Annotated in this window: 18 protein-coding genes; 10 read left to right on the top strand and 8 right to left on the bottom strand. The window is 64.0% G+C overall.

The genetic code is table 11. The features are described 5' to 3' along the window. Window positions 1-51: 51 nt before the first annotated feature. The 4 genes from M2427_RS04720 to M2427_RS04705 all read left to right on the top strand — a co-directional run bounded on the left by M2427_RS04720 (window position 52) and on the right by M2427_RS04705 (window position 4547). Window positions 52-801 (top strand): ABC transporter ATP-binding protein, encoded by a 750-nt coding sequence (locus M2427_RS04720; protein WP_280705215.1) that lies wholly within the window; start codon window positions 52-54, stop codon window positions 799-801. After that, the gene (locus M2427_RS04715; RefSeq protein WP_280705023.1) at window positions 798-2324 is read left to right on the top strand and encodes a permease; all 1527 of its coding nucleotides are present in this window, start codon (window positions 798-800) and stop codon (window positions 2322-2324) included. Before M2427_RS04720 ends, M2427_RS04715 begins: the two co-directional genes overlap by 4 nt. A 102-nt stretch (window positions 2325-2426) precedes the next feature. After that, on the top strand, window positions 2427-3245 hold the full coding sequence (locus M2427_RS04710; protein WP_280705022.1) for an MBL fold metallo-hydrolase: 819 nt from the start codon (window positions 2427-2429) through the stop codon (window positions 3243-3245). A 249-nt stretch (window positions 3246-3494) separates the two neighbouring features. Then, a complete protein-coding gene (locus tag M2427_RS04705) occupies window positions 3495-4547 on the top strand; it encodes an amidohydrolase family protein (RefSeq protein WP_280705021.1) in 1053 nt (350 codons plus the stop codon). Window positions 4548-4622: 75 nt separating this feature from the next. Here M2427_RS04705 and M2427_RS04700 read toward each other — a convergent pair whose 3' ends face one another. Next, window positions 4623-5078 carry a cupin domain-containing protein gene (locus tag M2427_RS04700; protein ID WP_280705019.1) on the bottom strand — a complete coding sequence of 152 codons (456 nt, stop codon included), beginning with the start codon at window positions 5076-5078 and terminating at the stop codon, window positions 4623-4625. A 236-nt stretch (window positions 5079-5314) separates the two neighbouring features. Here M2427_RS04700 and M2427_RS04695 point away from each other — a divergent pair, with 236 nt between their 5' ends. Further along, window positions 5315-5869 (top strand): hypothetical protein, encoded by a 555-nt coding sequence (locus M2427_RS04695; RefSeq protein ID WP_280705017.1) that lies wholly within the window; start codon window positions 5315-5317, stop codon window positions 5867-5869. Between the two features lie 132 nt (window positions 5870-6001). Here M2427_RS04695 and M2427_RS04690 read toward each other — a convergent pair whose 3' ends face one another. Next, the gene (locus M2427_RS04690; RefSeq protein WP_280705016.1) at window positions 6002-7258 is read right to left on the bottom strand and encodes an aminopeptidase; all 1257 of its coding nucleotides are present in this window, start codon (window positions 7256-7258) and stop codon (window positions 6002-6004) included. A gap of 112 nt (window positions 7259-7370) precedes the next feature. Continuing rightward, entirely contained in the window at window positions 7371-8732 is a 1362-nt protein-coding gene (pcaB, locus tag M2427_RS04685) for a 3-carboxy-cis,cis-muconate cycloisomerase (protein ID WP_280705014.1), read from the bottom strand. A gap of 312 nt (window positions 8733-9044) precedes the next feature. On the opposite strand from pcaB, the gene M2427_RS04680 reads away from it, so the two are divergent. Beyond that, complete coding sequence (locus tag M2427_RS04680; RefSeq protein WP_280705013.1) at window positions 9045-10604, top strand: winged helix-turn-helix domain-containing protein; 1560 nt, start codon at window positions 9045-9047, stop codon at window positions 10602-10604. Window positions 10605-10649: 45 nt separating this feature from the next. Here M2427_RS04680 and M2427_RS04675 read toward each other — a convergent pair whose 3' ends face one another. Continuing rightward, window positions 10650-11072: a GFA family protein gene (locus tag M2427_RS04675; protein ID WP_280705011.1), complete on the bottom strand. Its 423-nt coding sequence runs from the start codon at window positions 11070-11072 to the stop codon at window positions 10650-10652. Between the two features lie 116 nt (window positions 11073-11188). Further along, window positions 11189-11977, bottom strand: coding sequence for a methanethiol S-methyltransferase (gene mddA / locus M2427_RS04670; protein ID WP_280705010.1), 789 nt, complete (start codon window positions 11975-11977; stop codon window positions 11189-11191). Between the two features lie 133 nt (window positions 11978-12110). Between mddA and M2427_RS04665 the strand changes: the two genes are divergently transcribed. Next, complete coding sequence (locus M2427_RS04665) at window positions 12111-13661, top strand: winged helix-turn-helix domain-containing tetratricopeptide repeat protein (protein WP_280705009.1); 1551 nt, start codon at window positions 12111-12113, stop codon at window positions 13659-13661. A 27-nt stretch (window positions 13662-13688) separates the two neighbouring features. Here M2427_RS04665 and M2427_RS04660 read toward each other — a convergent pair whose 3' ends face one another. The 3 genes from M2427_RS04660 to M2427_RS04650 all read right to left on the bottom strand — a co-directional run bounded on the left by M2427_RS04660 (window position 13689) and on the right by M2427_RS04650 (window position 15842). Then, complete coding sequence (locus tag M2427_RS04660; protein WP_280705007.1) at window positions 13689-14258, bottom strand: DUF2147 domain-containing protein; 570 nt, start codon at window positions 14256-14258, stop codon at window positions 13689-13691. A 32-nt stretch (window positions 14259-14290) separates the two neighbouring features. Further along, window positions 14291-14953, bottom strand: a complete 663-nt coding sequence (locus tag M2427_RS04655) for a DUF3313 domain-containing protein (RefSeq protein WP_280705006.1) — start codon at window positions 14951-14953, stop codon at window positions 14291-14293. A gap of 253 nt (window positions 14954-15206) precedes the next feature. Next, a complete protein-coding gene (locus M2427_RS04650; RefSeq protein WP_280705004.1) occupies window positions 15207-15842 on the bottom strand; it encodes a TetR/AcrR family transcriptional regulator in 636 nt (211 codons plus the stop codon). A 216-nt stretch (window positions 15843-16058) separates the two neighbouring features. On the opposite strand from M2427_RS04650, the gene M2427_RS04645 reads away from it, so the two are divergent. The 3 genes from M2427_RS04645 (at window position 16059) to M2427_RS04635 (ending at window position 19621) form a co-directional block, all read left to right on the top strand. Continuing rightward, a complete protein-coding gene (locus M2427_RS04645; protein WP_280705003.1) occupies window positions 16059-17609 on the top strand; it encodes an ABC transporter substrate-binding protein in 1551 nt (516 codons plus the stop codon). Window positions 17610-17813: 204 nt separating this feature from the next. Beyond that, window positions 17814-18785, top strand: coding sequence for an ABC transporter permease (locus M2427_RS04640; protein ID WP_280705002.1), 972 nt, complete (start codon window positions 17814-17816; stop codon window positions 18783-18785). Beyond that, window positions 18782-19621 (top strand): ABC transporter permease, encoded by an 840-nt coding sequence (locus M2427_RS04635; RefSeq protein ID WP_280705001.1) that lies wholly within the window; start codon window positions 18782-18784, stop codon window positions 19619-19621. The genes M2427_RS04640 and M2427_RS04635 overlap by 4 nt, the downstream gene beginning before the upstream one ends.

Below are 19621 nucleotides of genomic sequence, written 5' to 3'. Positions count from 1 at the left end.
CATCTTCAGGTCATGGTCGCAACCGATACAAAACCGGATGGTGTGGCCGTCATGAAGCTGGACAGCTCGGCGCTGGAAGTCCGAGGGTTAACGAAGCGTTTTGACCGTTTGGCGGTCGATAGCCTCGATCTCACCATCCATGCCGGTGAATTCTACGCGCTGGTCGGCCCCAACGGTGCCGGCAAGACCACCACTTTGCGCATGGTTGCCGGCCTGCTCAGGCCCGACGCCGGCGGCGTCTCGATCTTCGGAATCGATGCGCTCCGCGATCCCGTTGCCGCCAAGCAGGTGATGGCGTGGGTCTCCGACGAGCCCATGATTTATGACAAGCTCACCCCGCTCGAATATCTCGAATTCGTCGCCGGCCTCTGGGGCATCGCGCCTTCCGTTGCGAAGCCGGTCGCCGAGGAACTCGTGAGCTCGCTCGGGCTCGAGCCGCATCGGCACGAGCGCTGCGAAGGTTTCTCCAAGGGCATGCGCCAGAAAGTGGCGCTCGCCGGCGCGCTGGTTCACGACCCGCGCCTCATCATCCTCGACGAGCCGCTGACCGGCCTCGATGCCGTCTCGGCCCGTCATGTGAAGGGATTGCTGGGGATGCGCGTCCGCGCCGGCTGCACCGTCATCATGACCACGCATATTCTCGAGGTGGCGGAACGCATGGCCGACCGCATCGGCGTGATCGCCTCGGGCCGCCTTGTTGCCGAGGGCACGCTGACCGAGCTGCGTCAGCAGAACGGCCATGCCGACACCAGCCTGGAAGATCTCTTCATCGCCCTGGTGACGCTTCAGGAAGCCGCATGAGCTCGGCGACCGCTCTGTCGTGGTTTGCCCGTCACGAGCTCAGGCTCGCCTGGCGCGAATGGTTTGCCATGATGACGGGCGGCCGGCGCCGGCGTGCCCGCGCCGCGGTGATTGGCCTCCTCTTCTTTGCCGCACTGCTGCATGTGCCGGCCTGGGCGGTGATCGGCCGCTTCGCCAATCTGCAATTGCCGCTCGACAAATCCTCGCTGATCGTGATCTCGGCGACGATCTTTCTCGCCTGGACCTTGATGCTGTCGCAGGCGATCGAGTCGGTTACGCGGGTGTTTTACGCGCGCGCCGATCTCGATCTCATCATGTCCTCGCCGGCGACACTGGCCAATCTGTTCTCGGTGCGCATCGCCGCGATCGCGCTCACCGTCACGGTGATGGCGCTGCTGTTCTCGACGCCCTTCGTCGACGTGCTGGTGATCGGCGGCGGCGCGCGGTGGCTTGCGGCTTTCGGTGTGGTCGTCGCGATGGGCCTGTCGGCGGCGGCGATCGCGATTGCGGTCACCATCCTGCTGTTTCGCCTGATCGGCCCGGCGCGGACGCGTTTTGTGGCCCAGATCCTGGCTGCGATCATTGGCGCCGGTTTCGTGATCGCGCTTCAGGTTGCCGCGATCATTTCCTATGGCACGCTGTCACGCTTCACGATTCTGACCTCGGGCACCCTGGCCGCGCACGCACCCGACGTCGACAGCATCTGGTGGTGGCCGGCACGGGCGGCCATGGGCGACAGCGAGGCGCTGCTGCTGCTCCTGGCCCTTGGGCTGATCTTGCTCGGCTGCGTGATGGCGATCTTCTCGGGCCGCTTCGCCGACACCGCGATCGACGCCGCCGCCTATGGTGCATCCAGCCGCAAGCGCACGAAGGAACGCCCGTTCCGCGGCGGATCGCGGCAGCAGGCGCTGCGGCGCAAGGAATTCGTGCTGCTCTGCCGCGATCCCTGGCTAATCTCGCAGACCCTGATGCAGCTGCTCTATCTGGTGCCACCGGCGCTGCTGCTCTGGCGCAGCTTCGGCGACAGCTCAGCGGCACTGACGCTGATCACGCCTGTCATCGTGATGGCCGCGGGCCAGCTCGCCGGCGGGCTCTCCTGGCTGACGATCTCAGGCGAGGACGCGCCCGATCTGGTTGCGACCGCGCCATTGACGCCCACCAGCGTCATCCGCGCCAAGATCGAGGTGGTGCTGATCGCAATAGCCGCGATCTTCAGCCCGCTGGTTGCCGCGCTGGTTCTTGCTTCGCCTTTCCAGGCTGCGATCACGGCAGCCATGATCATCATCGGTGCCACCTCCGCCACCGCGATCCAGCTCTGGTTCCGTGTGCAGGCCCGCCGCAGCCAGTTCCGCCGCCGCCAGACCTCGTCGCGGCTTGCCACCTTCGCCGAAGCCTTCTCCTCGATCGGCTGGGCCGCCACCGCCGCGCTGCTGCTCACGCTTCCGGTCGCGGGCATCGTCTGCGGCCTGATCACTGCGGGCCTGGTGGCGATGACCTGGAAGTTCAGCCCCAGGCGGGAGTAAGGACGGGAATGAGGGTGCGACACTGACGCGCTGTTGATCGCGTCCCGTTGGCCATGCGCTGCGTGGCACGCTAGACTTTCCCCGACATCACGGGGACTGGATATGTGGCGACTTGTTTCGGCGGCATTTGCGCTGTTGAGCGCATGTCTCTCACCTGCCCTCGCCCAGCAGCAGCAGCCTCAGCGCAGCGAATGCCTGGCGATGGCCAACGCCACACCCCGGGTCATACCCGCCGCCTTCCGGCAGGCAGCAGCCGCGTCCGAGGTCGAGATCACCTATGCCGGCCATTCCACCTATTTCATCGACACGCCGGGCGGCGTACGCATCGCGACCGATTACAGCGGCGCCTATCAGGTCGGCCGGCTGCCCGACGTCGTCACCATGAACCGGGCCCACAGCACCCATTATTCGCTCAATCCCGACAAGCGCATTCCCCATGTGCTGCATGGCTGGGGCGAGGACGGCAAGCCGGCCGTCGTGTCGGAGCGCATTGGCGACACCTTCATCCGCAACGTCACCACCGACATCCGCCGCTACTTCGGCGACGATTCCGGCGCCGACATGATCCGCGATGGCAATTCGATCTTCATCTTCGAGGTCGCGGGCCTGTGCATCGGCCATCTCGGCCATCTGCACCACAAGCTCGACGACAGCCATTTTGCCCAGATCGGGCGGCTCGACGTCGTGATGGTGCCGATCGACGGCACCTACACGATGTCGCTCGACGGCGTCTCCGAGATCACCAAGCGGCTGCGTGCCTCCGTGGTGTTGCCCATGCACCGCTTCGCCACCCCGCTCGACGAGTTCATGCAGCGCATCGGCAAGCAGTTCGAGATCGACCGCCGCACCGAACGCTCCTTGCGGATCTCGCGGGATTCGCTGCCGACGACGCCGACCGTGATCATTCTCGACGGGGTCTGACGCGCAGTTCCTGATACGAGCGCCAAAGCTTCCACAGCGTCATGGCCGGGCTTGTCCCGGCCATCCACGGCCTTCTTTATAGCCGCAAAGAACGTGGAGGCCCGGGACAAGCCCGGGCATGACGACCTCTTGGAACACTTGATACACGGTCTGCTCGCGGCGGCGGGCGCGGTTGCGTAGGGCGCGCTGCTGCATGACGAGACGAACTGCTAAGCTCCCACCACAAAAAACATAAGGGAGCGAATTTCGATGGCTGCAAGCGGTCTTCCCGCCAACACCAGCGGGCTCTTCGTCGAGCCGCGCGAGGAATGGCTCGCGCAACACCACGAAGACATCATCGATCCCCTCAGGCCGATCGTCGATCCGCATCACCATCTCTGGAATCGTGGCCATCGCTACCTGATCGAGGAGATGGCCGCCGACATCGCCTCCGGCCACAACATCATCGCCACCGTTTATGTCGATTGCCGCTCGATGTACCGCGCGCAGGGGCCCGAGGCATTCCGCCCCGTCGGCGAGGTCGAGTTTGCCAACGGCGTTGCCGCGATGAGTGCGAGCGGCGGATATGGCAAGGCTGCGATCTGCGCCGGGATCGTCAGCCATGTGAACCTGCTGCTAGGCGATGCGGCCAAGCCGGTGCTGGAGGCGGAGATCGCCGCCGGCAACGGCCGCTTCCGCGGCATCCGGCATTCGTCAGCCTGGGACCAGGACCCTGTCGTCGCCGGCATGTATGCGAACCGGCCGAAGGGACTGTTGCAGGATCCAACCTTCCGCAAGGGGTTTGCCTGCCTCGCGCCGCTGAACCTCAGCTTCGATGCGTGGCTGTTTCATCCGCAGATCGGCGAGCTGACCGAGCTCGCGCGCGCCTTCCCCGACACCAAAATCGTGCTCGATCATTGTGGCGGGCCGGCCGGTGTCGGACGCTTTGCAGGACGGCGCGAAGAGGTGTTCGCGCAGTGGCGCGCCTCGATCCTGGAGATCGCTCGTTGCGAGAACGTGGTGGTGAAGCTCGGCGGGCTCGCGATGTGCCTACTCGGCTACGACTTCCATCTGCGCGACAGGCCGCCGTCATCGGAGGAGCTTGCCGCTGCGTGGAAGCCTTATGTCGAGACCTGCATCGAGGCGTTCGGGCCGCAGCGCGCGATGTTCGAAAGCAATTTTCCGCCGGACAAGGGCCAGTGCAGCTATCAGGTGATCTTCAACGCCTTCAAGCGCATCGCGGCACCGATGAGCGACGCCGAGAAGACGGCGCTGTTCTCGCAGACCGCGACCGAATTCTACCGGCTTGAGCTGCCATCATAACACGAAAAGAGGGGCCGGGATGTTGATCCCGCCCCCTCTTCCCTCGTGGCCGCTGGGAAGCGCCCGTAAAAAGGATTAGCCGGCCCCCATCAGGGTCGCGGGACGGCGCTCGCCGGCCGAGAAGAACATCCGCTTCAGCTTGTTGACGACGCGGATCATGAAGCCGATGACAGCCGGGTTGGTCTTGCGGCAGAACGCGATCTTCTTGACGTGGCCTTCGACATGCCATTTGGCATGCGCGCCATCGCGGAAGAAGATGACATCGCCGACGCCGTAGCGCTTCGGCGGCATGCCGTCGCTCTCCAGTACGATCGATCCTTCCAGGATCATGATCGTCTCGTCGAAATCATAGTACCAGTTGAAGCGGCCTTCGGTGCAGGACCAGATGATGGTCGAGGCGGTGCCGTCCGAGCTGGTGGAGAGAATGTGCGAGCGCGAGACGGGGTTGCCCTCGATGATCCAGGCCGGCTCGATCGGCCGCAGCTCCAGATCCGCATTACAACTCCCGATTTCAATTAATGCGCGCGACATCTGCTTCCCCAGGAGATATAACAAATATGGCCGGGTCCAGGCCCGGATTGTTTCGAAAGATGTCGGAACGCTAGTAGCGGGTTTTTAATTCTTTCTTACGCAGGCACCCAAAATCCACCGCAAGTTGCAGACGCGAAGCTGATAACGCCGCGATTCCCCTGCAAATTCGCGCACATGAACCCATCTTTTCCGGGGTGCGACAAAGTGCGGCGGAATGACTGAGAAGGACCCCATCGATGCCCCTGACCCCGGAGGTTCTGGCAGCCCAGGGCGAGGTCGTCGCCTGGCTCGGCAGCCTCGACATCTCGTTTGCACCGGACGAGGAGCTCTGGTTCACGATCGACGGCGTCGAAGACCCCCGGCAGATCGGAAGTGACGGCTCTGGCGGCGCCTTCGTGCTGCTGCCGTCGCTGAACGTGCTCTACGTCTCATCGGAAGGTCGCGCGGGCATCATCGCCGCAAGTTTCGAGGCATTCATCCAGCTCGTCGTGGCCCGCCCCTATTGGCTCGACATCCTCAAATTCTCGGCCGGCGGCGACCTCCAGGAGATGCGGCGTGCCGTAGATGCGCTTGAAGCGACACTCGAGGACGAGGACGACGTCAACGAGGCGCGAGAGGAAATCCGTGCTGCGCTCGGCCTGCCGGAGGCAGATGATCCGGTCGGCGCGCTCTACGAGGCCGTTGCAGCCTCTGACGCCATCGTGCGGGCCACCGACGGCAGCCCGTTCACGACGCTGTTCAACCGCTTCAGCATCGACAACAACCCGATGCTGCGCAACGCGGCGGCGTGAAAGCGCTTGACCCTAGCGATGAGACCCGAAGTGTTCACGCCCGTCATGGCCGGGCTTGTCCCGGCCATCCACGCCTTGCCGAACGAAGAACGTGGATGCCCGGGACAAGCCCGGGCATGACGAGTAGCGAGCTTACTTCGCCCACTCGCCCTTGCGGAATACCGGCACCTTGCTGCCGTCGGCCAGGATGCCGTCGATGTCGGTCTCGGCCGAGCCGATCATCCAGTCGATATGGATCAGGCTCTGGTTGCCGCCTTGCGCGGCGATCTGCTGCGGCGTGAGCTGAGCGCCGTTGACGAAGCACTTCGAATAGCATTGGCCGAGCGCGATGTGCGACGCCGCATTCTCGTCGAACAGCGTGTTGTAGAACAACAGCCCGCTCTGCGAGATCGGCGAGGAATGCGGCACCAGCGCCACCTCGCCGAGGCGACGTGCGCCCTCGTCGGTGTCGAGCACCTTGTTCAGCACTTCCGCTCCGCGCGAGGCCTTGGCGTCGACGATCTTGCCGTCCTCGAAACGCACCGCAATGTTGTCGATCAGCGTGCCCTGGTAGGACAGCGGCTTCGAACTCACGACATGGCCATAGACCCGCCGGCAATGCGGCGTGGTGAAGACCTCTTCGGTCGGGATGTTGGCGTTGCAGCTGATGCCGTTCTTGGCGGACGAGGCCCCACCTTCCCACTCGTGGCCGTCCGCAAGCCCGATGGTGAGGTCGGTGCCGGGACCCGAATATTGCAGCGCGCGGAAACGCAGGCCGTTGAGCCAGTTGGTGCGCTCGCGCAAGACCGCATTGTGGCTCGCCCAATTCGAAATCGCATCCCCACGGTCGACGCGAGACGCCGCAAAGATCGCATCCGCGAGCTTGCCGATCGCGACGTCTTCCGAATCGTTCGGGAAGACCTGCTTGGCCCAGGACGGGCTCGGATAGGCGATGATGTTCCAGTTGGTGTCGAAATTGACGATCTTTTCCAGCGCCGGCTGATAGGCCATGGAATTCGCCTTGCTGGCGCGCGCGACCTTGGACGGATCCTCTTCCGACAGCAGCATCGGATTGTCGCCGACAATGGCAAGACGCGCGGTGTTCTCGGAGAACGCCTTGGCCATGCCCTCGTAGAGCCAGTTGGCGGCGCGATCGAAACTGTTGTCGTGGCCGTAGCGATAGCGCGCCAGTGTCATCTCCTCGTCGGAGAGGATCGGCGTCACGATACCGGCGCCGGCCTTGTAGGCGTGCGCGGCGATCCGGCGCACCAGCGGCAATGCGATCGCGGGCGCCGTCAAGAGCAGGTCCTGTCCCGGCCGCAAGCCCAGTCCCACCTTCACCGCCACCTCGGCCAGCCGGTCGAGCTTCACGGGATCGATGGAAGTGGCGGAATTGCGTTGATCGGTCATGCCGGGCCCTCTGTCGGAATCTCTCATTCAATCTAAGCCTAGCATCACGAGACACAAGTGTGCGAGCCTCTTGCAAGACCTGAAAGATACGCAATTTCACGCAGTTTGGTTTTCAACGCGTTGCCGATTTCAGCACCCGGTCGACCATTTCGGGCGCAAGGCCGAGGTAATTTTTCGGTGAAGTCAGGGCCTCGATCGTGACGCGATCGATCCGGCTCGAGACGCGGCTGTCGGACGAGAGCGCATCGGCAAGCGTCAGGCCCTTCTCGTTGGCGAGCCTGCAGGCGTCGTAAACCACGTCGTGCGCATCCTGCCGGCCAAGCTGCGGCGCGAGCCCCATCATGACCGCTTCGGCCACAATCAGACCACGACTAAGGGCGAGGTTATCGTTCATCTTCGTCTCGTCCACGATGAGGCCGGCGAGCGCGAACTTCGCCTGGTGCAGCGCGCCTGCGGTCAGCACGAAGCTTTCGGGAATCGCCATCCATTCGGCGTGCCAGGGACCTGTGGCGCGCTCGAAATCCTGCACCATGGCGTCCAGCATCAGGCCAGCCTGCTGGCGAACGGCCTTGGACGCTGCGAGCATCAGCTCCGAGGAGATCGGATTGCGCTTCTGCGGCATGGTCGAGGAGGCTCCGCGGCCCTTGACGAAGGGCTCGTAGACCTCGGCGAACTCTGTCGAGGCCATGATCATGATGTCGAGCGCGATCTTGCCGAGCGAACCGGTGACGAGCGCAAGGAAATTCACCGCTTCGGCAAAGCCGTCGCGCGCGACGTGCCAGGTCGAGGCGGGAACGCCGAGCTTCAGCTCGGCACAGAGCGCCTCCTGCACCTCGAACCCCTTGTCGCCGAGCGAGGCCAGTGTGCCGGCCGCACCGGCGAATTGCCCGACCAGGACGCGCGGCTTCAGTTGAACCAGACGCTCGGCGTGGCGATCGAACATCGCAAGCCAGATCGCGGTCTTGTAGCCGAACGTCACCGGCAGCGCCTGCTGGAGATGGGTGCGGCCGGCCATCGGCGTGTCGCGATGGCGCCGCGAAAGATCGGCGAGGATTTTTCGCAGCTCCGCGATATCGCGCTCGATGATCTCGAAGCCGGCGCGCAGTTGCAGCACCACGGCGGTGTCCATGATGTCCTGCGTGGTCGCGCCCCAATGCACGTAGCGACCGGCCTCGCCGCATTGCTTCACCATCTGATGCACCAGGGGCAAGATGGGATAGCCGACGATATCGGTCTCCTGTCGCAACAGATCGAAGTCGAGCGATGTGACGTCGGTCCGCGCCGCAATCTCATCGGCGGCCTCCCGCGGAATCACACCGCATCGCGCCTCCGCCCTCGCCAGCGCCACCTCGACCTCCGCGTAGCGCGCGACCAGCGCGACATCGGAAAACACCTCACGCATCGCCGGCGTGCCGAAGGCATCGCGGAACAGCATTGAATCGAGCACGGTGGTGGAGGCGGAAAAGGAGGGCATGGGCGTTTCTTTTGTGGCTGTTGTTGTGTGTGAGGCAGTTTACGCGGGCGGCGGTGTTCGGCAATGGACATTCACCGGTCGGCACGCACCAATGTCGGGTTGGCGAAAGCCAGAACGACCACGTGGAGATTGTGCGCCGCCACCTCGACCGATTTCTAATTCGAGTTGTATTCCTCCGCGCAAATGACATAGCAGCCATCCGGCCGTTGCGGTGAACCGGATCGACCTCCGGGCGGACTCACAGGCTTCAAGCCGAAATCCCATTTTGATTTCATCATTGCCTGAAGTCGCCGTGAGGTCCGAGTTTTCGACGTGCAGTTTCTGTTCCGGGACCACCTTCTCGACACCGACTTGCGCGAACTGAGCCGCGAGCAGGTTCCCGTTGCCGTGGAACCGCAGGTTTTCGACCTCGTGGTCCACCTCATGGAGAACCGCGACCGGGTCGTCAGCAAGCACGAGCTGATCGACAAGATCTGGCACGGCCGCAGCGTCTCCGAATCGACCTTGGCCAGCCGGATCAACGCCGCGCGCAAGGCGATCGGCGACAGCGGCGCGAACCAATCGCTGATCCGCACCATTTCGCGAAAAGGCTTTCGCTTCGTCGGCAACGTCGAGACCAAGTCCGGAGGCGCGACCGTGGAAGCGCGCGGCAGCGTCAGGGCGTCGCACGCGACGCCTGCGCTACCCGACCGTCCGGCGATTGCCGTGCTGCCCTTCACCAATATGAGCGGTGACCGCGATCAGGACTATTTCTCCGACGGCATCAGCGAAGACATCATCACCGCGTTGTCGAAACTACGCTGGTTCTTCGTCGTCGCCCGCAACTCGTCCTTCGTCTACAAGGGCCGGGCCGTGCATCTCAACGAGGTCGCGCGCGAGCTCGGCGTGCGTTACGTGCTCGAGGGCAGCGTGCGGCGAAGCGGTGGCCGCGTCCGCATCTCCGCCCAGCTCAACGACGTCTCGACCGGCGGTCATCTCTGGGCCGAGCGCTACGACCGCGAGCTCGCCGACATCTTTGCCGTGCAGGACGAGATCACCGACGCCATCGTCGCCGCGATCGAGCCGCAGCTTTACGCCGCGGAAAATTTTCGCGCGCAGCAGAAGCTGCCGGGCAGCCTCGATGCCTGGGACTTCGTGATGCGCGCGCTGTCGCATTACTGGCGCATCACGCGCGAGGACAATGCGTCGGCGCAGGCGCTGCTCGAGCAGGCGATCGCGATTGATCCCGCCTACGGCAAGGCGCTCGGTCTGCTCGCGACTAGCCACATCTTCGGCGCGCATATGGGCTGGGCCGATATGGGCGCGACCGTCCCCGTCGCGGAAGCCGCGGCGCTCGCCGCGGTGGCGGCCGATCGCGACGATGCCTGGGCCCATCACGGGCTCGCCTACACTTATCTGTTCCGCCGCCGCTTCGACGATGCGCTGGCGGAATTCGAGCTGTCGCTGGCGCTCAATCCGAACTTCGCGATGGCGCACGCCTCCCACGGCGTCACCCTGTGTTACACCGGGCGATGGCAGGACGGCGATGCCGCGGCACGCCGCGCGCTGCAGCTCAGCCCGAGGGATCCACTCGCGGCGGTCTATTGCGGTGTTGCGGGCTATGCCCAGTTCATCGGCCACAATTACGAGGACGCCGTGCACATGGCGCGGGAATCGATGCGGCAGCGCGCCGATTTCGTTGGCGCGCATCGCGTACTGACGGCGGCCGCCGGCATGCTCGGCGATCCCGCACTTGCCGCTTCCGCGCTGGAGGGATTACGCCGCGCCCAGCCCGGCATTTCACTCGCCTGGCTCGCGCAGGAATTGCCGATGCTGCGCCAGGAGGACCGCGCGCATTATCTCGAAGGATTTCGGCGCGCGGGGATGAGGTGAACGATCTCCCTCTCCCCGCTTGCAGGGAAAGGGAGATGAACTCTCCTAGTCCTGCATCATCTCGCCGCTGCCGCCGAACTCGGCGGGAAAATCCTTCAGCTTGGGCAGGCCATCGCGCATCGGCAGCACCGTCTCGGAATAGTTGACGTGGACGCCGGGCGTGAAGGCAAGTGTGGGGATGGTCGCCGTGAACACGTCGATCAGATCGAGCGGCGGATGATTGGTCATGAGATGACCGCCGCACGTCCTGCAATATTTGCGCTGGCTGAGCGGCGTCTTGGCGAAGGTCTCGACGTTCTGCGCGCCTTCGGTGATGCGCACGGCTTCAGGCTTCCACAGGCTGAAAGCGTTCACCGGCCCGCCGGACCACGACCGGCAGGACCGGCAATGGCAGTAGCCCATCGCCTCCGGCGCGCCCGTGACCTCGATGGTGACCGCGCCGCAGAAGCAGTGTCCGACATGTTTCATCTTGTTTTCTCCTGAGATCGATTGTGATGGAAATTCTTGCGTTGGAACTCTTGCGTTTAAAATGAAGTCCGGCCCGCGTCCTCCGTTCGGCGGACGCGCGGCGACAGACACAACGGCTAGACTGACCGGCGCCAGGGAATAAGCATCGACACCCGTTGTTTGTATTGCCGGTATTCGTCGCCGAAGAGATCGATGAGATCGTGCTCCTCCAACGCGATGCCGACGAAGATGTAAGCCGTGGTTACGGCTGCGAACAGCAGATGGCCAGCGGTCATGGTCGGCGCCGCCCAGAAGGCGATGATGAAGCCGAGATAGATCGGATGACGGACGAACTTGTAGAGCAGCGGCGTCTTGAACCGCGGCGGCGCGACCTCCTTGCCGACGAGATGGTTGGTCACCTGATGCAATCCGAACAATTCGAAATGATTGATGATGAAGGTCGAGGTGAACACGAGGATCCAGCCCGCGAACGACAGCGTGACCAGCGTCACGGCAAGATCCGGATTGGCGACGTCCCATACGACCGACGGCAACGGACGCCACTGCCAGAACAGGAGGAGCAATGACAGGCTCGCGAACAGCACATAGGTCGAGCGCTCGACCGGCTTGGGTACGAATTGCGTCCACCACGCCTTGAAGTGCTGGCGTGCCATCACGCTATGTTGAACGGCGAACAGCGCCATCAGCAGCAGATTGATGATCACGGCCTCAGCGGCCGGCGTGTCGGCTCCGGTATCGATGGTCTTCGGTACCACGAGCCCCATCACGAAGCCGATCGCGTAGACAATCGTAACGAAGAACACGAGATACGCCGCAATTCCGTAAAGAAAGGCGATGAACTTGAAAATGCGTGAGCCCGCAACCTCCGGGCCGATGGAATGAACCTGATGATCGAGTTGGGTCATAGAAAGCTCCGTTGTGCCGAGGCATCGACACTGTTTGGTCTCTGCACCATGCCGGACCGGACTGCGGAAGACTTTCGCGGACGGTTGATTTTCGCCTGAGACGACTTTGATTTTTGCTTGAGACGACAAAAGCGTGCGATTTCTCTTTGAAAACAACGTGCTCGACGGCGACCTGCGCGAACTGACCTGCGCCGGGACCACCGTGCCGCTACAGCCGCAGGTGTTCGATCTCTTGCTCTACCTCGTCGCGGAGCGCGCCCGCGTCGTCAGCAAGGACGATCTGATCAGCCAGATCTGGAGCGATCGCATCGTCTCGGACTCGGCGCTGAACAGCCGGATCAATGCCGCGCGCAAGGCGCTCGGCGACGACGGCGCGACGCAGCGGCTGATCAAGACGATTCCGCGGAAGGGCTTTCGTTTCATCGGCGATGTCCGGGAAGAAGTGGTAACCAGGCCGGTACCGGCCGAGGCAGCGCCCGGTTCCCCGCGCATCGCGACCGACCGTCCGGGCATCGCCGTCCTCGCCTTCGAGAACATGAGCGGCGATCCCGCCCAGGACTATTTCGGCGATGGGATCAGCGAAGACATCCTCACCGCGCTGTCGAAGCAGCGCTGGTTCATCGTGATCGCCCGCAACTCGTCCTTCACCTACAAGGGACGCGCGGTCCACATCAAGCAGATCGCCGAAGAGCTCGGCGTCCGCTACATCGTCGAGGGCAGCGTGCGCAAGGTGGGCAACCGCGTGCGCATCACCGCACAGCTCAACGACGCCACCACCGGCGGCCATCTCTGGGCCGAGCGCTACGACCGCGAGCTGGTCGACGTCTTCGCCGTGCAGGACGAGATCACCGAGCGGATCGTCGCGGCGATCGAGCCGCAGATCCACGCCGCGGAGAATTATCGTACGCATCGCAAGCTCCCGTCGAGCCTGGATGCCTGGGACCTCCTGATGCAAGCGTTGTCGCACTACTGGCGGATCACGCCGCAGGACCACGCCGCTGCGCAAAAGCTGCTCGAGCGCGCGCTCGCGATCGATCCGGATTACGGCCAGGCGCTGGCCGTGCTGGCGGCGAGCCACATGTTCGGCGTGCATCTGGGCTGGGCGGAGCTTGCCGCCACGGCACCGATCGCGGAGAACGCCGCGCTCGCCGCGATGCGTTGCGATCATGAGAATGCCTGGGCCCATGCCGCACTCGGCAGCGTCTGCTTCTCGACCAGCCGGCTGGCGGACGCGCTCTCCGAGTTCGAACAGGCGCTCGCGCTCAACCCGAACTTCTCGCTCGCGCAAGGCTATTACGCGCTGGCGCTGTCCTATGCCGGACGATCCAGCGATTCGTTCGAGGCGGCGCAGAAGGCGATCAGGCTGTCGCCCCGCGATCCGTCGCTGGCGATCTATTACGGCATCGCTGGCTATGCGCGCTTCACCGAGCGGCACTATGACGAGGCCATCGCGCTCGCGCGCGAGGCGATCCGCCATCGGGGCGATCTCACCGGCGCTTATCGCGTGCTCGCCGTCTCCGCCGGTATGACCGGCGACAGCGCGCTGGCGGAATTGGCGGTGCGAGAGCTCCGACGCACCCAACCTGGCATCTCGCTGCATTGGGTCGCGACACAGCTACCATGGGCGAGCGATGCCGACCGCGAGCACTATCTGGAAGGATTCCGACGGGCCGGGCTGACGTGAGGCGCTCGCAATTGTGGCGCCGTGCCCCTACTTCGCCTTAGCCTGCATCGGCTTCAGCGGCGGCACTTGCGCCCATTCCTTGTCGGCGCGGGGGCCGTTGAGATCGCCGGTCAGGCCGACGAGCTGGCCGGGCTGGACGTCGAGGGTCTGCTGCCAGGTCTGAGTCTGGCACAACAGCCTGATCAGGCATCCCTTGAGCTTGAGGCGGTCGGCGGATTCGCGCCACAGCGAGATCGAATAGAGCTTGCCGTCCTCGGCATTATAGATGTCGCCGGCGAACCGGCCCTCGGGCGTCGCCTGCAGGCCCATGATCAACTGGTGGCCGAGCAGCGCGCGGGCGCGCTTGTCGGGATCAGGATTTTCCTTGTCACGATAGGGCTGACCGCGCTTGTCGGCAGGCTCCTTCATCCAGACGATGAAGCCGCAGATGCGGTCGCGCGCAGGACCACAGCGTTCGAGCCGAACGCGGGCGCGACCATCCTCGACGAGCCAGGTGCCGCTGGGATCGACGGGCATCGTTGCACCGGCGCGGCCGCCAAAGATCATCATCACGATGGTGATCGCGATACGCAGCACAAAACGAAGAAGAAGATTCATCGGCGACACCTTTCGTTGGAGAGATTACAGCGTCAGTTCAGTTGCGCGATTAGCGCATCGGCGCCCTTGTCGATCCCGGCATTGGCGGCCGCGAGTGCGCCGACGCTCGCCTTGATGTCGTAGGCGCCGGGGTATTGCTTGGTGAGGTAGGCGGCGAGCAGCCGCGCGGTCGAAGCGTCAAAAATCTCGACGCCGTAGATGACCGAGCCGGTCAACATGCCCTCGCCGTCGCGCGCGGCCTGCACGCCGTTGTAGACTGCGCCTGCCATGTCGAACCGTGACAGCGTACCGAGCACCGGCGTGTTGGTGACGGCGCCGGTGAGCGTGAGCCTGATCCGCAGTGTCTCGGGTCCGCGCTCGCGGACGAGGGTGAAGCGGCTGCGCAGCCGTTCGACGAAGCGGGCCTGCATGTAAGTTGCGAGCGCCGTCTTGTCCTTGTCGGGCATGTCGCCGAACTGGTGATCCTTGCCGCGGTAGACCACGACGGGTTCGAGGATGACTTTATTATAGGAGCGCCAGTCGACCGACGTGGAATAGCGGTAGGGCGTGCGGCCGGAGGCGTCCGACTTGTCGGGCGCCATGTAGGCAGACGACGCCATCTCCGAATAGGGCACGGGCGCGACCGAGGCGCAGCCTGCTACGGCCGCGCCAAGCATCAGCGTTCCCAGACCGCGCAGGGCGATCGAGCGATCCATTCCAGAACTCCTCTTGCGACGCGTCGAAAGGCAAGAGCGATCGCAGCCGCGTACGGGACCAGACGCGGCTGCGACGCTCGCCTTTGCCAACCCAGGGCCTCGTCCGGGGCCGTGTCAGACGCCTTGGGTCGCCTCAGTGCTTCCGCTTATAAAACCGACCAGTTGGTTTGTAAATAGCGAAGGTGACGTCCTGGCACATTTGGCCGCAGGCGCGACTTTGGGCAGCGATCGGCAGGAGTTCGTTAACGATGACTCAGGCGCGCTTGCGCGGGCTTGCAGCCTTTGCCGGCGCGACTGCGGATTTGGCGGGACGCTTCGCGGCCGGCTGTTCGAGCCGGGTCCATTGCGCATCGTCGACCAGGCGCGAGAACAATCGCTTGTGCTCGTCCTTGCTAAGCGGCGACATCCCGAACAGCGAGCTTAGCAGAAGCCCCATCGCGCCGGCCCAACGCAGCATTGCGAGATCCGGGTCAGTGGCCTCTTCCCTGATCGCCGCCATCCGCTCCGTCTCGCGCTCACGCGGCAGCGCCATCAGGCTCGGGTTCTCGACCATGGCCGCGACCAGGGCCAGTGCGGCGGAATTCGGCGAGGTCGCCGCTTCCCGGATCGTGGCAAGTTGAGTCGCCAGATTGGGATTGGCCGAGCTCGCGCCCACCTTCGCCATAAAAGCTGTCGAGAATTCCTCGAAATGCGCCATCTGCCGCTCGAGAAGCGCCTTCAGCACCGCTTCCTTGGTACGGAATTGGTGCATCACGCCGCCCTTGCTCAGCCCGCTCTCGCGCGCGATCGCATCGAGCGTCAGCCGGCCGGGCCCATCGCGCGCGATGATCGCGATGGCCGCTTCGAGCGCAGCATTGCGCGACCGTTCGGAGCGTCTGGCGTTGTCCATGGGCCGACTTGTCTCCGTGACAGGACAATGAATCAAGTGAAAACAGGACGCGCTGTACATTTTTTGTGCTGACACTGTCGAGACTTTCATCTTGCGGCGCGGAACGGGACCTGTGAGCCTCCCGCCCGGATGGGGACTGGGATGGGCCGGCCGTCGCTTCGCGGGCGAGGACGTCGCGAAGCGTTTTCGGCTGGCCTCGCTTGAGAAAGATACGAGATGTCGAAACGAGTGTTGCTTGGTCTCCTCCTGGCTTGCGGCCTCACGGCCTCGGCGCTGGCGCAAGAGCCGAAGACTGGGGGCGTGATCAATGCGGTGATCCAGCCCGAGCCGCCCGGCCTGATGCTCGCGATGGTCCAGAACGGTCCGACCCAGATGGTATCGGGCAATATTTTCGAGGGCCTGCTGCGCTATAGTCCGAAGCTCGAGCCGCTTCCGGAGCTCGCCGAGAGCTGGAGCGTCAGCGAGGACGCCAAGACCTACACGTTCAAGCTCCGCAAGGGCGTCACCTGGCATGACGGCAAGCCCTTCACCGCGGCCGACGTGCTGTTCTCGATGGAGATGCTCAAGCAGACCCACGCCCGCGCCCGCACCAACCTCGCACAGGTCGATAAGGTCGAGGCGCCCGACGATTATACAGTCGTCTTCACGCTGAAGCAGCCGTTCGGTCCATTCCTCGGCATTTTCGAGGTCGGCTCGATGCCGATAGTGCCGAAGCATCTCTATGAAGGCACCGACTGGAAGACCAATCCCTACAACAACGCACCTGTGGGCACCGGCCCCTTCATGTTCAAGGAATGGCAGAAGGGCTCGTTCATCCGGCTGGTCAAGAATCCGAACTACTACGAGAAGGGCAAGCCCTACATCGACGAGATCTACTGGCAGATCATCCCCGACGCAGCCGCGCGCTCGGTGGCCTATGAGACCGGCAAGATCGACGTGCTGCCCGGCGGCTCGGTCGAGAACTTCGACGTGCCGCGCCTGTCCAAGCTGAAGAACACCTGCGTCACCGGCGCCGGCTGGGAGTTCTTCTCGCCGCTGGCCTGGCTGTGGCTCAACAACCGCCAGGGCCCGCTCGCGGACAAGCGGGTGCGGCAGGCGGTCATGTATGCGATCGACCGCGATTTCGCCAAGGACGTGATCTGGAATGGGCTCGGCAAGGTCGCGACCGGTCCCTCGGCCTCGACCATCAAGTACTACACCGACGACGTGCCGAAATACGCTTACGATCCGGCCAAGGCCAAGGCGCTGCTGAAGGAAGCCGGCTACAAGGGCGAGAAGATCCGCATCCTGCCGCTTGCCTATGGCGAGACCTGGCAGCGCTGGGGTGAAGCCGTGAAGCAGAACCTCATGGACGTCGGCATGAACATCGAGACCATCTCGACCGACGTTGCCGGCGGCAACCAGAAGATCGGCGACTGGGATTACGACATCGCCTTCACCTACCTCTATCAGTACGGCGATCCCGCACTCGGCGTCGGCCGCAACTACATCTCCAGCAACATTGCCAAGGGCCAGGTGTTCAACAATGTCGAGGGGTACTCCAACCCCGAAATTGACAAACTCTTTGCCGACGGCGCCGTCGCAACACCGGATTCCAAGCGCAAGGAGATCTACGAGAAGGCGCAGAAGATCCTGGTCGAGGACGTGCCGGTGGCCTGGATGCTCGAGCTGCAATTCCCGACCATCATGAGCTGCAAGGTCAAAAACCTGATCACCACGGGGATCGGGGTCAATGACGGCTTCAAGGACGCATGGCTCGACAAGTGAGCCCTGCTCTCTCCTTCACCTCTCCCCGCATGCGGGGAGAGGTCGAATGTGCGCATAGCGCACATTCGGGTGAGGGGGAGTCTCCACGAGTCCAACTGCTGATACCCTCGCGGAGAGCCCCCCTTACCCCGACCCTCTCCCCGCAAGCGGGGCGAGGGAGCCCACCGTCACCGTGGCTCCTGCTACAAGATATGACTCTCTAAAATGCTCTCCTTCGTCGCCCAGCGTGTCCTCAAGGGCGTGATCGTCCTGCTCGCGATCGTTGTCCTCAATTTCTTCCTGATCCGGCTTGCGCCCGGCGACCCCGCTGTCGTGATGGCCGGCGAGGCCGGCGCCAGCGACCAGGTCTTCGTCCAGCAGCTCCGCGAAAAGTTCGGCCTCGACAAGCCGCTCCCCGAGCAGCTCTTCATCTACGTCAAGGGCATCGCGACCCTCGACCTCGGCTTCTCCTTCCGCCAGCAGGCACCGGTGGCCAAGCTGATCGCGGAACGGCTGCCGGCGACGCTGCTGTTGACGCTGACGGCGTTCGCAATCTCGCTCGCGCTCGGCGTTCTCTTCGGCACCTTCGCCGCACGCTTTGCCGGGACGTTCCTCGACACCGGCATCACGATCTTTGCGCTCGTCTTCTACGCCATGCCGATCTTCTGGGTGGCGCTGATGGGCATCCTGCTGTTCTCGGTCACGGTCGATTGGCTGCCGAGCTTCGGTTACGAGACCGTCGGCGCCAACCTCGCCGGCCTTGCCCACGTGGTCGACGTCGCAAAGCACCTGATCATGCCGGCGATGACGCTCGGCCTGTTCTTCATGGCGACCTACACGCGCATGACGCGCGCCTCGATGCTGGAGGTGAAGCGGCTCGACTTCGTCAAGACCGCGCGCGCCAAGGGTCTTTCCGACTCTGTGATCCAGCGCCGCCATGTGTTGCGCAACGCGCTGCTGCCCGTCGTGACGCTCGCCGGCGTCCATGCCGGAACGCTGATCGGCGGCGCCGTCATCACCGAGACCGTGTTCGCCTGGCCCGGCATCGGGCGGCTGATGTACGACGCACTGTTGCAGCGCGACTACAATCTGCTGCTCGGCGTCTTCGTGACCTGCTCGGTCATGGTGCTGATCTTCAACCTCATCACCGACCTCGTCTATCGACTGGTCGACCCGCGCATCGAATTCGCCGCATGAAACAGTTCTGGAAATCCATGCTGAGGAGCCCGAGCGGCGTCATCGGGATCATCATCCTGCTGCTCGCGATCTCGATCGCGGTGTTCGGACCGCTGCTGTTCCCGAACTCGCCCTGGCGCATGGTGCAGCGGCCATTCCTGCCGCCCTTCACGCTCTCGACCGTGCCGCTCGGCACCGACGCGCTCGGCCGCGACGTCTTCGCAGGCATGATCTTTGGTGCCCGCGTGTCGCTGCTGGTCGGCCTCGTCTCGACGCTGGTGGCGCTCATCGTCGGCGTTCCCATTGGCGCGATGGCCGGCTATTTCGGCGGCAAGGTCGACGACGCGCTGATGCGCTTCACCGAATTCTTCCAAACCATTCCGAGCTTTGCGCTGGCGATCGTGCTGGTCGCAATCCTGCAGCCCTCGATCTATTCGATCGTGGCCTCGATCGCGGTGGTGAGCTGGCCGCCCGTCGCCCGCCTCGTCCGCGGCGAGGTGCTGTCGCTGCGCACGCGCGAATATGTCCAGGCCGCCGTGGTGACCGGACAGAGCAACAGCTGGATCATCCTGCGCGAGATCCTGCCCAATGCGCTGTCGCCGGTGATCGTGCTGGCCTCGCTGATGGTGGCGACCGCGATCCTGCTGGAATCCTCGCTGTCCTTCCTTGGCCTCGGCGATCCCAATCTGATCTCCTGGGGCTACATGGTTGGCGCCGGCCGCACCGTCATCCGCCAGGCCTGGTGGATCACCGTATTTCCCGGCGTCGCCATCCTGATCTCGGTGCTCGGCTTGAACCTGATCGGCGAAGGCCTCAACGACGCGCTCAATCCGCGCCTGTCGCGGGAGGGACGCTGA

The organism is Bradyrhizobium sp. BR13661 (genome assembly GCF_029892425.1).
GTDB lineage: Bacteria > Pseudomonadota > Alphaproteobacteria > Rhizobiales > Xanthobacteraceae > Bradyrhizobium.
Note: the sequence above shows the minus strand (reverse complement) of the source record. Positions and strands in the feature narration are given on the sequence as shown.

What these genes read in the sequence shown, in the direction of transcription:
- M2427_RS04660 (WP_280705007.1), bottom strand. Translation starts at nt 14,258, where the DNA reads ATGAATCTTCTTCTTCGTTTTGTGCTGCGTATCGCGATCACCATCGTG.
- M2427_RS04655 (WP_280705006.1), bottom strand. Translation starts at nt 14,953, where the DNA reads ATGGATCGCTCGATCGCCCTGCGCGGTCTGGGAACGCTGATGCTTGGC.
- M2427_RS04705 (WP_280705021.1), top strand. Translation starts at nt 3,495, where the DNA reads ATGGCTGCAAGCGGTCTTCCCGCCAACACCAGCGGGCTCTTCGTCGAG.
- M2427_RS04710 (WP_280705022.1), top strand. Translation starts at nt 2,427, where the DNA reads ATGTGGCGACTTGTTTCGGCGGCATTTGCGCTGTTGAGCGCATGTCTC.
- M2427_RS04650 (WP_280705004.1), bottom strand. Translation starts at nt 15,842, where the DNA reads ATGGACAACGCCAGACGCTCCGAACGGTCGCGCAATGCTGCGCTCGAA.
- M2427_RS04715 (WP_280705023.1), top strand. Translation starts at nt 798, where the DNA reads ATGAGCTCGGCGACCGCTCTGTCGTGGTTTGCCCGTCACGAGCTCAGG.
- M2427_RS04700 (WP_280705019.1), bottom strand. Translation starts at nt 5,078, where the DNA reads ATGTCGCGCGCATTAATTGAAATCGGGAGTTGTAATGCGGATCTGGAG.
- M2427_RS04635 (WP_280705001.1), top strand. Translation starts at nt 18,782, where the DNA reads ATGAAACAGTTCTGGAAATCCATGCTGAGGAGCCCGAGCGGCGTCATC.
- mddA (WP_280705010.1), bottom strand. Translation starts at nt 11,977, where the DNA reads ATGACCCAACTCGATCATCAGGTTCATTCCATCGGCCCGGAGGTTGCG.
- M2427_RS04640 (WP_280705002.1), top strand. Translation starts at nt 17,814, where the DNA reads ATGCTCTCCTTCGTCGCCCAGCGTGTCCTCAAGGGCGTGATCGTCCTG.
- pcaB (WP_280705014.1), bottom strand. Translation starts at nt 8,732, where the DNA reads ATGCCCTCCTTTTCCGCCTCCACCACCGTGCTCGATTCAATGCTGTTC.
- M2427_RS04645 (WP_280705003.1), top strand. Translation starts at nt 16,059, where the DNA reads ATGTCGAAACGAGTGTTGCTTGGTCTCCTCCTGGCTTGCGGCCTCACG.
- M2427_RS04695 (WP_280705017.1), top strand. Translation starts at nt 5,315, where the DNA reads ATGCCCCTGACCCCGGAGGTTCTGGCAGCCCAGGGCGAGGTCGTCGCC.
- M2427_RS04675 (WP_280705011.1), bottom strand. Translation starts at nt 11,072, where the DNA reads ATGAAACATGTCGGACACTGCTTCTGCGGCGCGGTCACCATCGAGGTC.
- M2427_RS04720 (WP_280705215.1), top strand. Translation starts at nt 52, where the DNA reads ATGAAGCTGGACAGCTCGGCGCTGGAAGTCCGAGGGTTAACGAAGCGT.
- M2427_RS04690 (WP_280705016.1), bottom strand. Translation starts at nt 7,258, where the DNA reads ATGACCGATCAACGCAATTCCGCCACTTCCATCGATCCCGTGAAGCTC.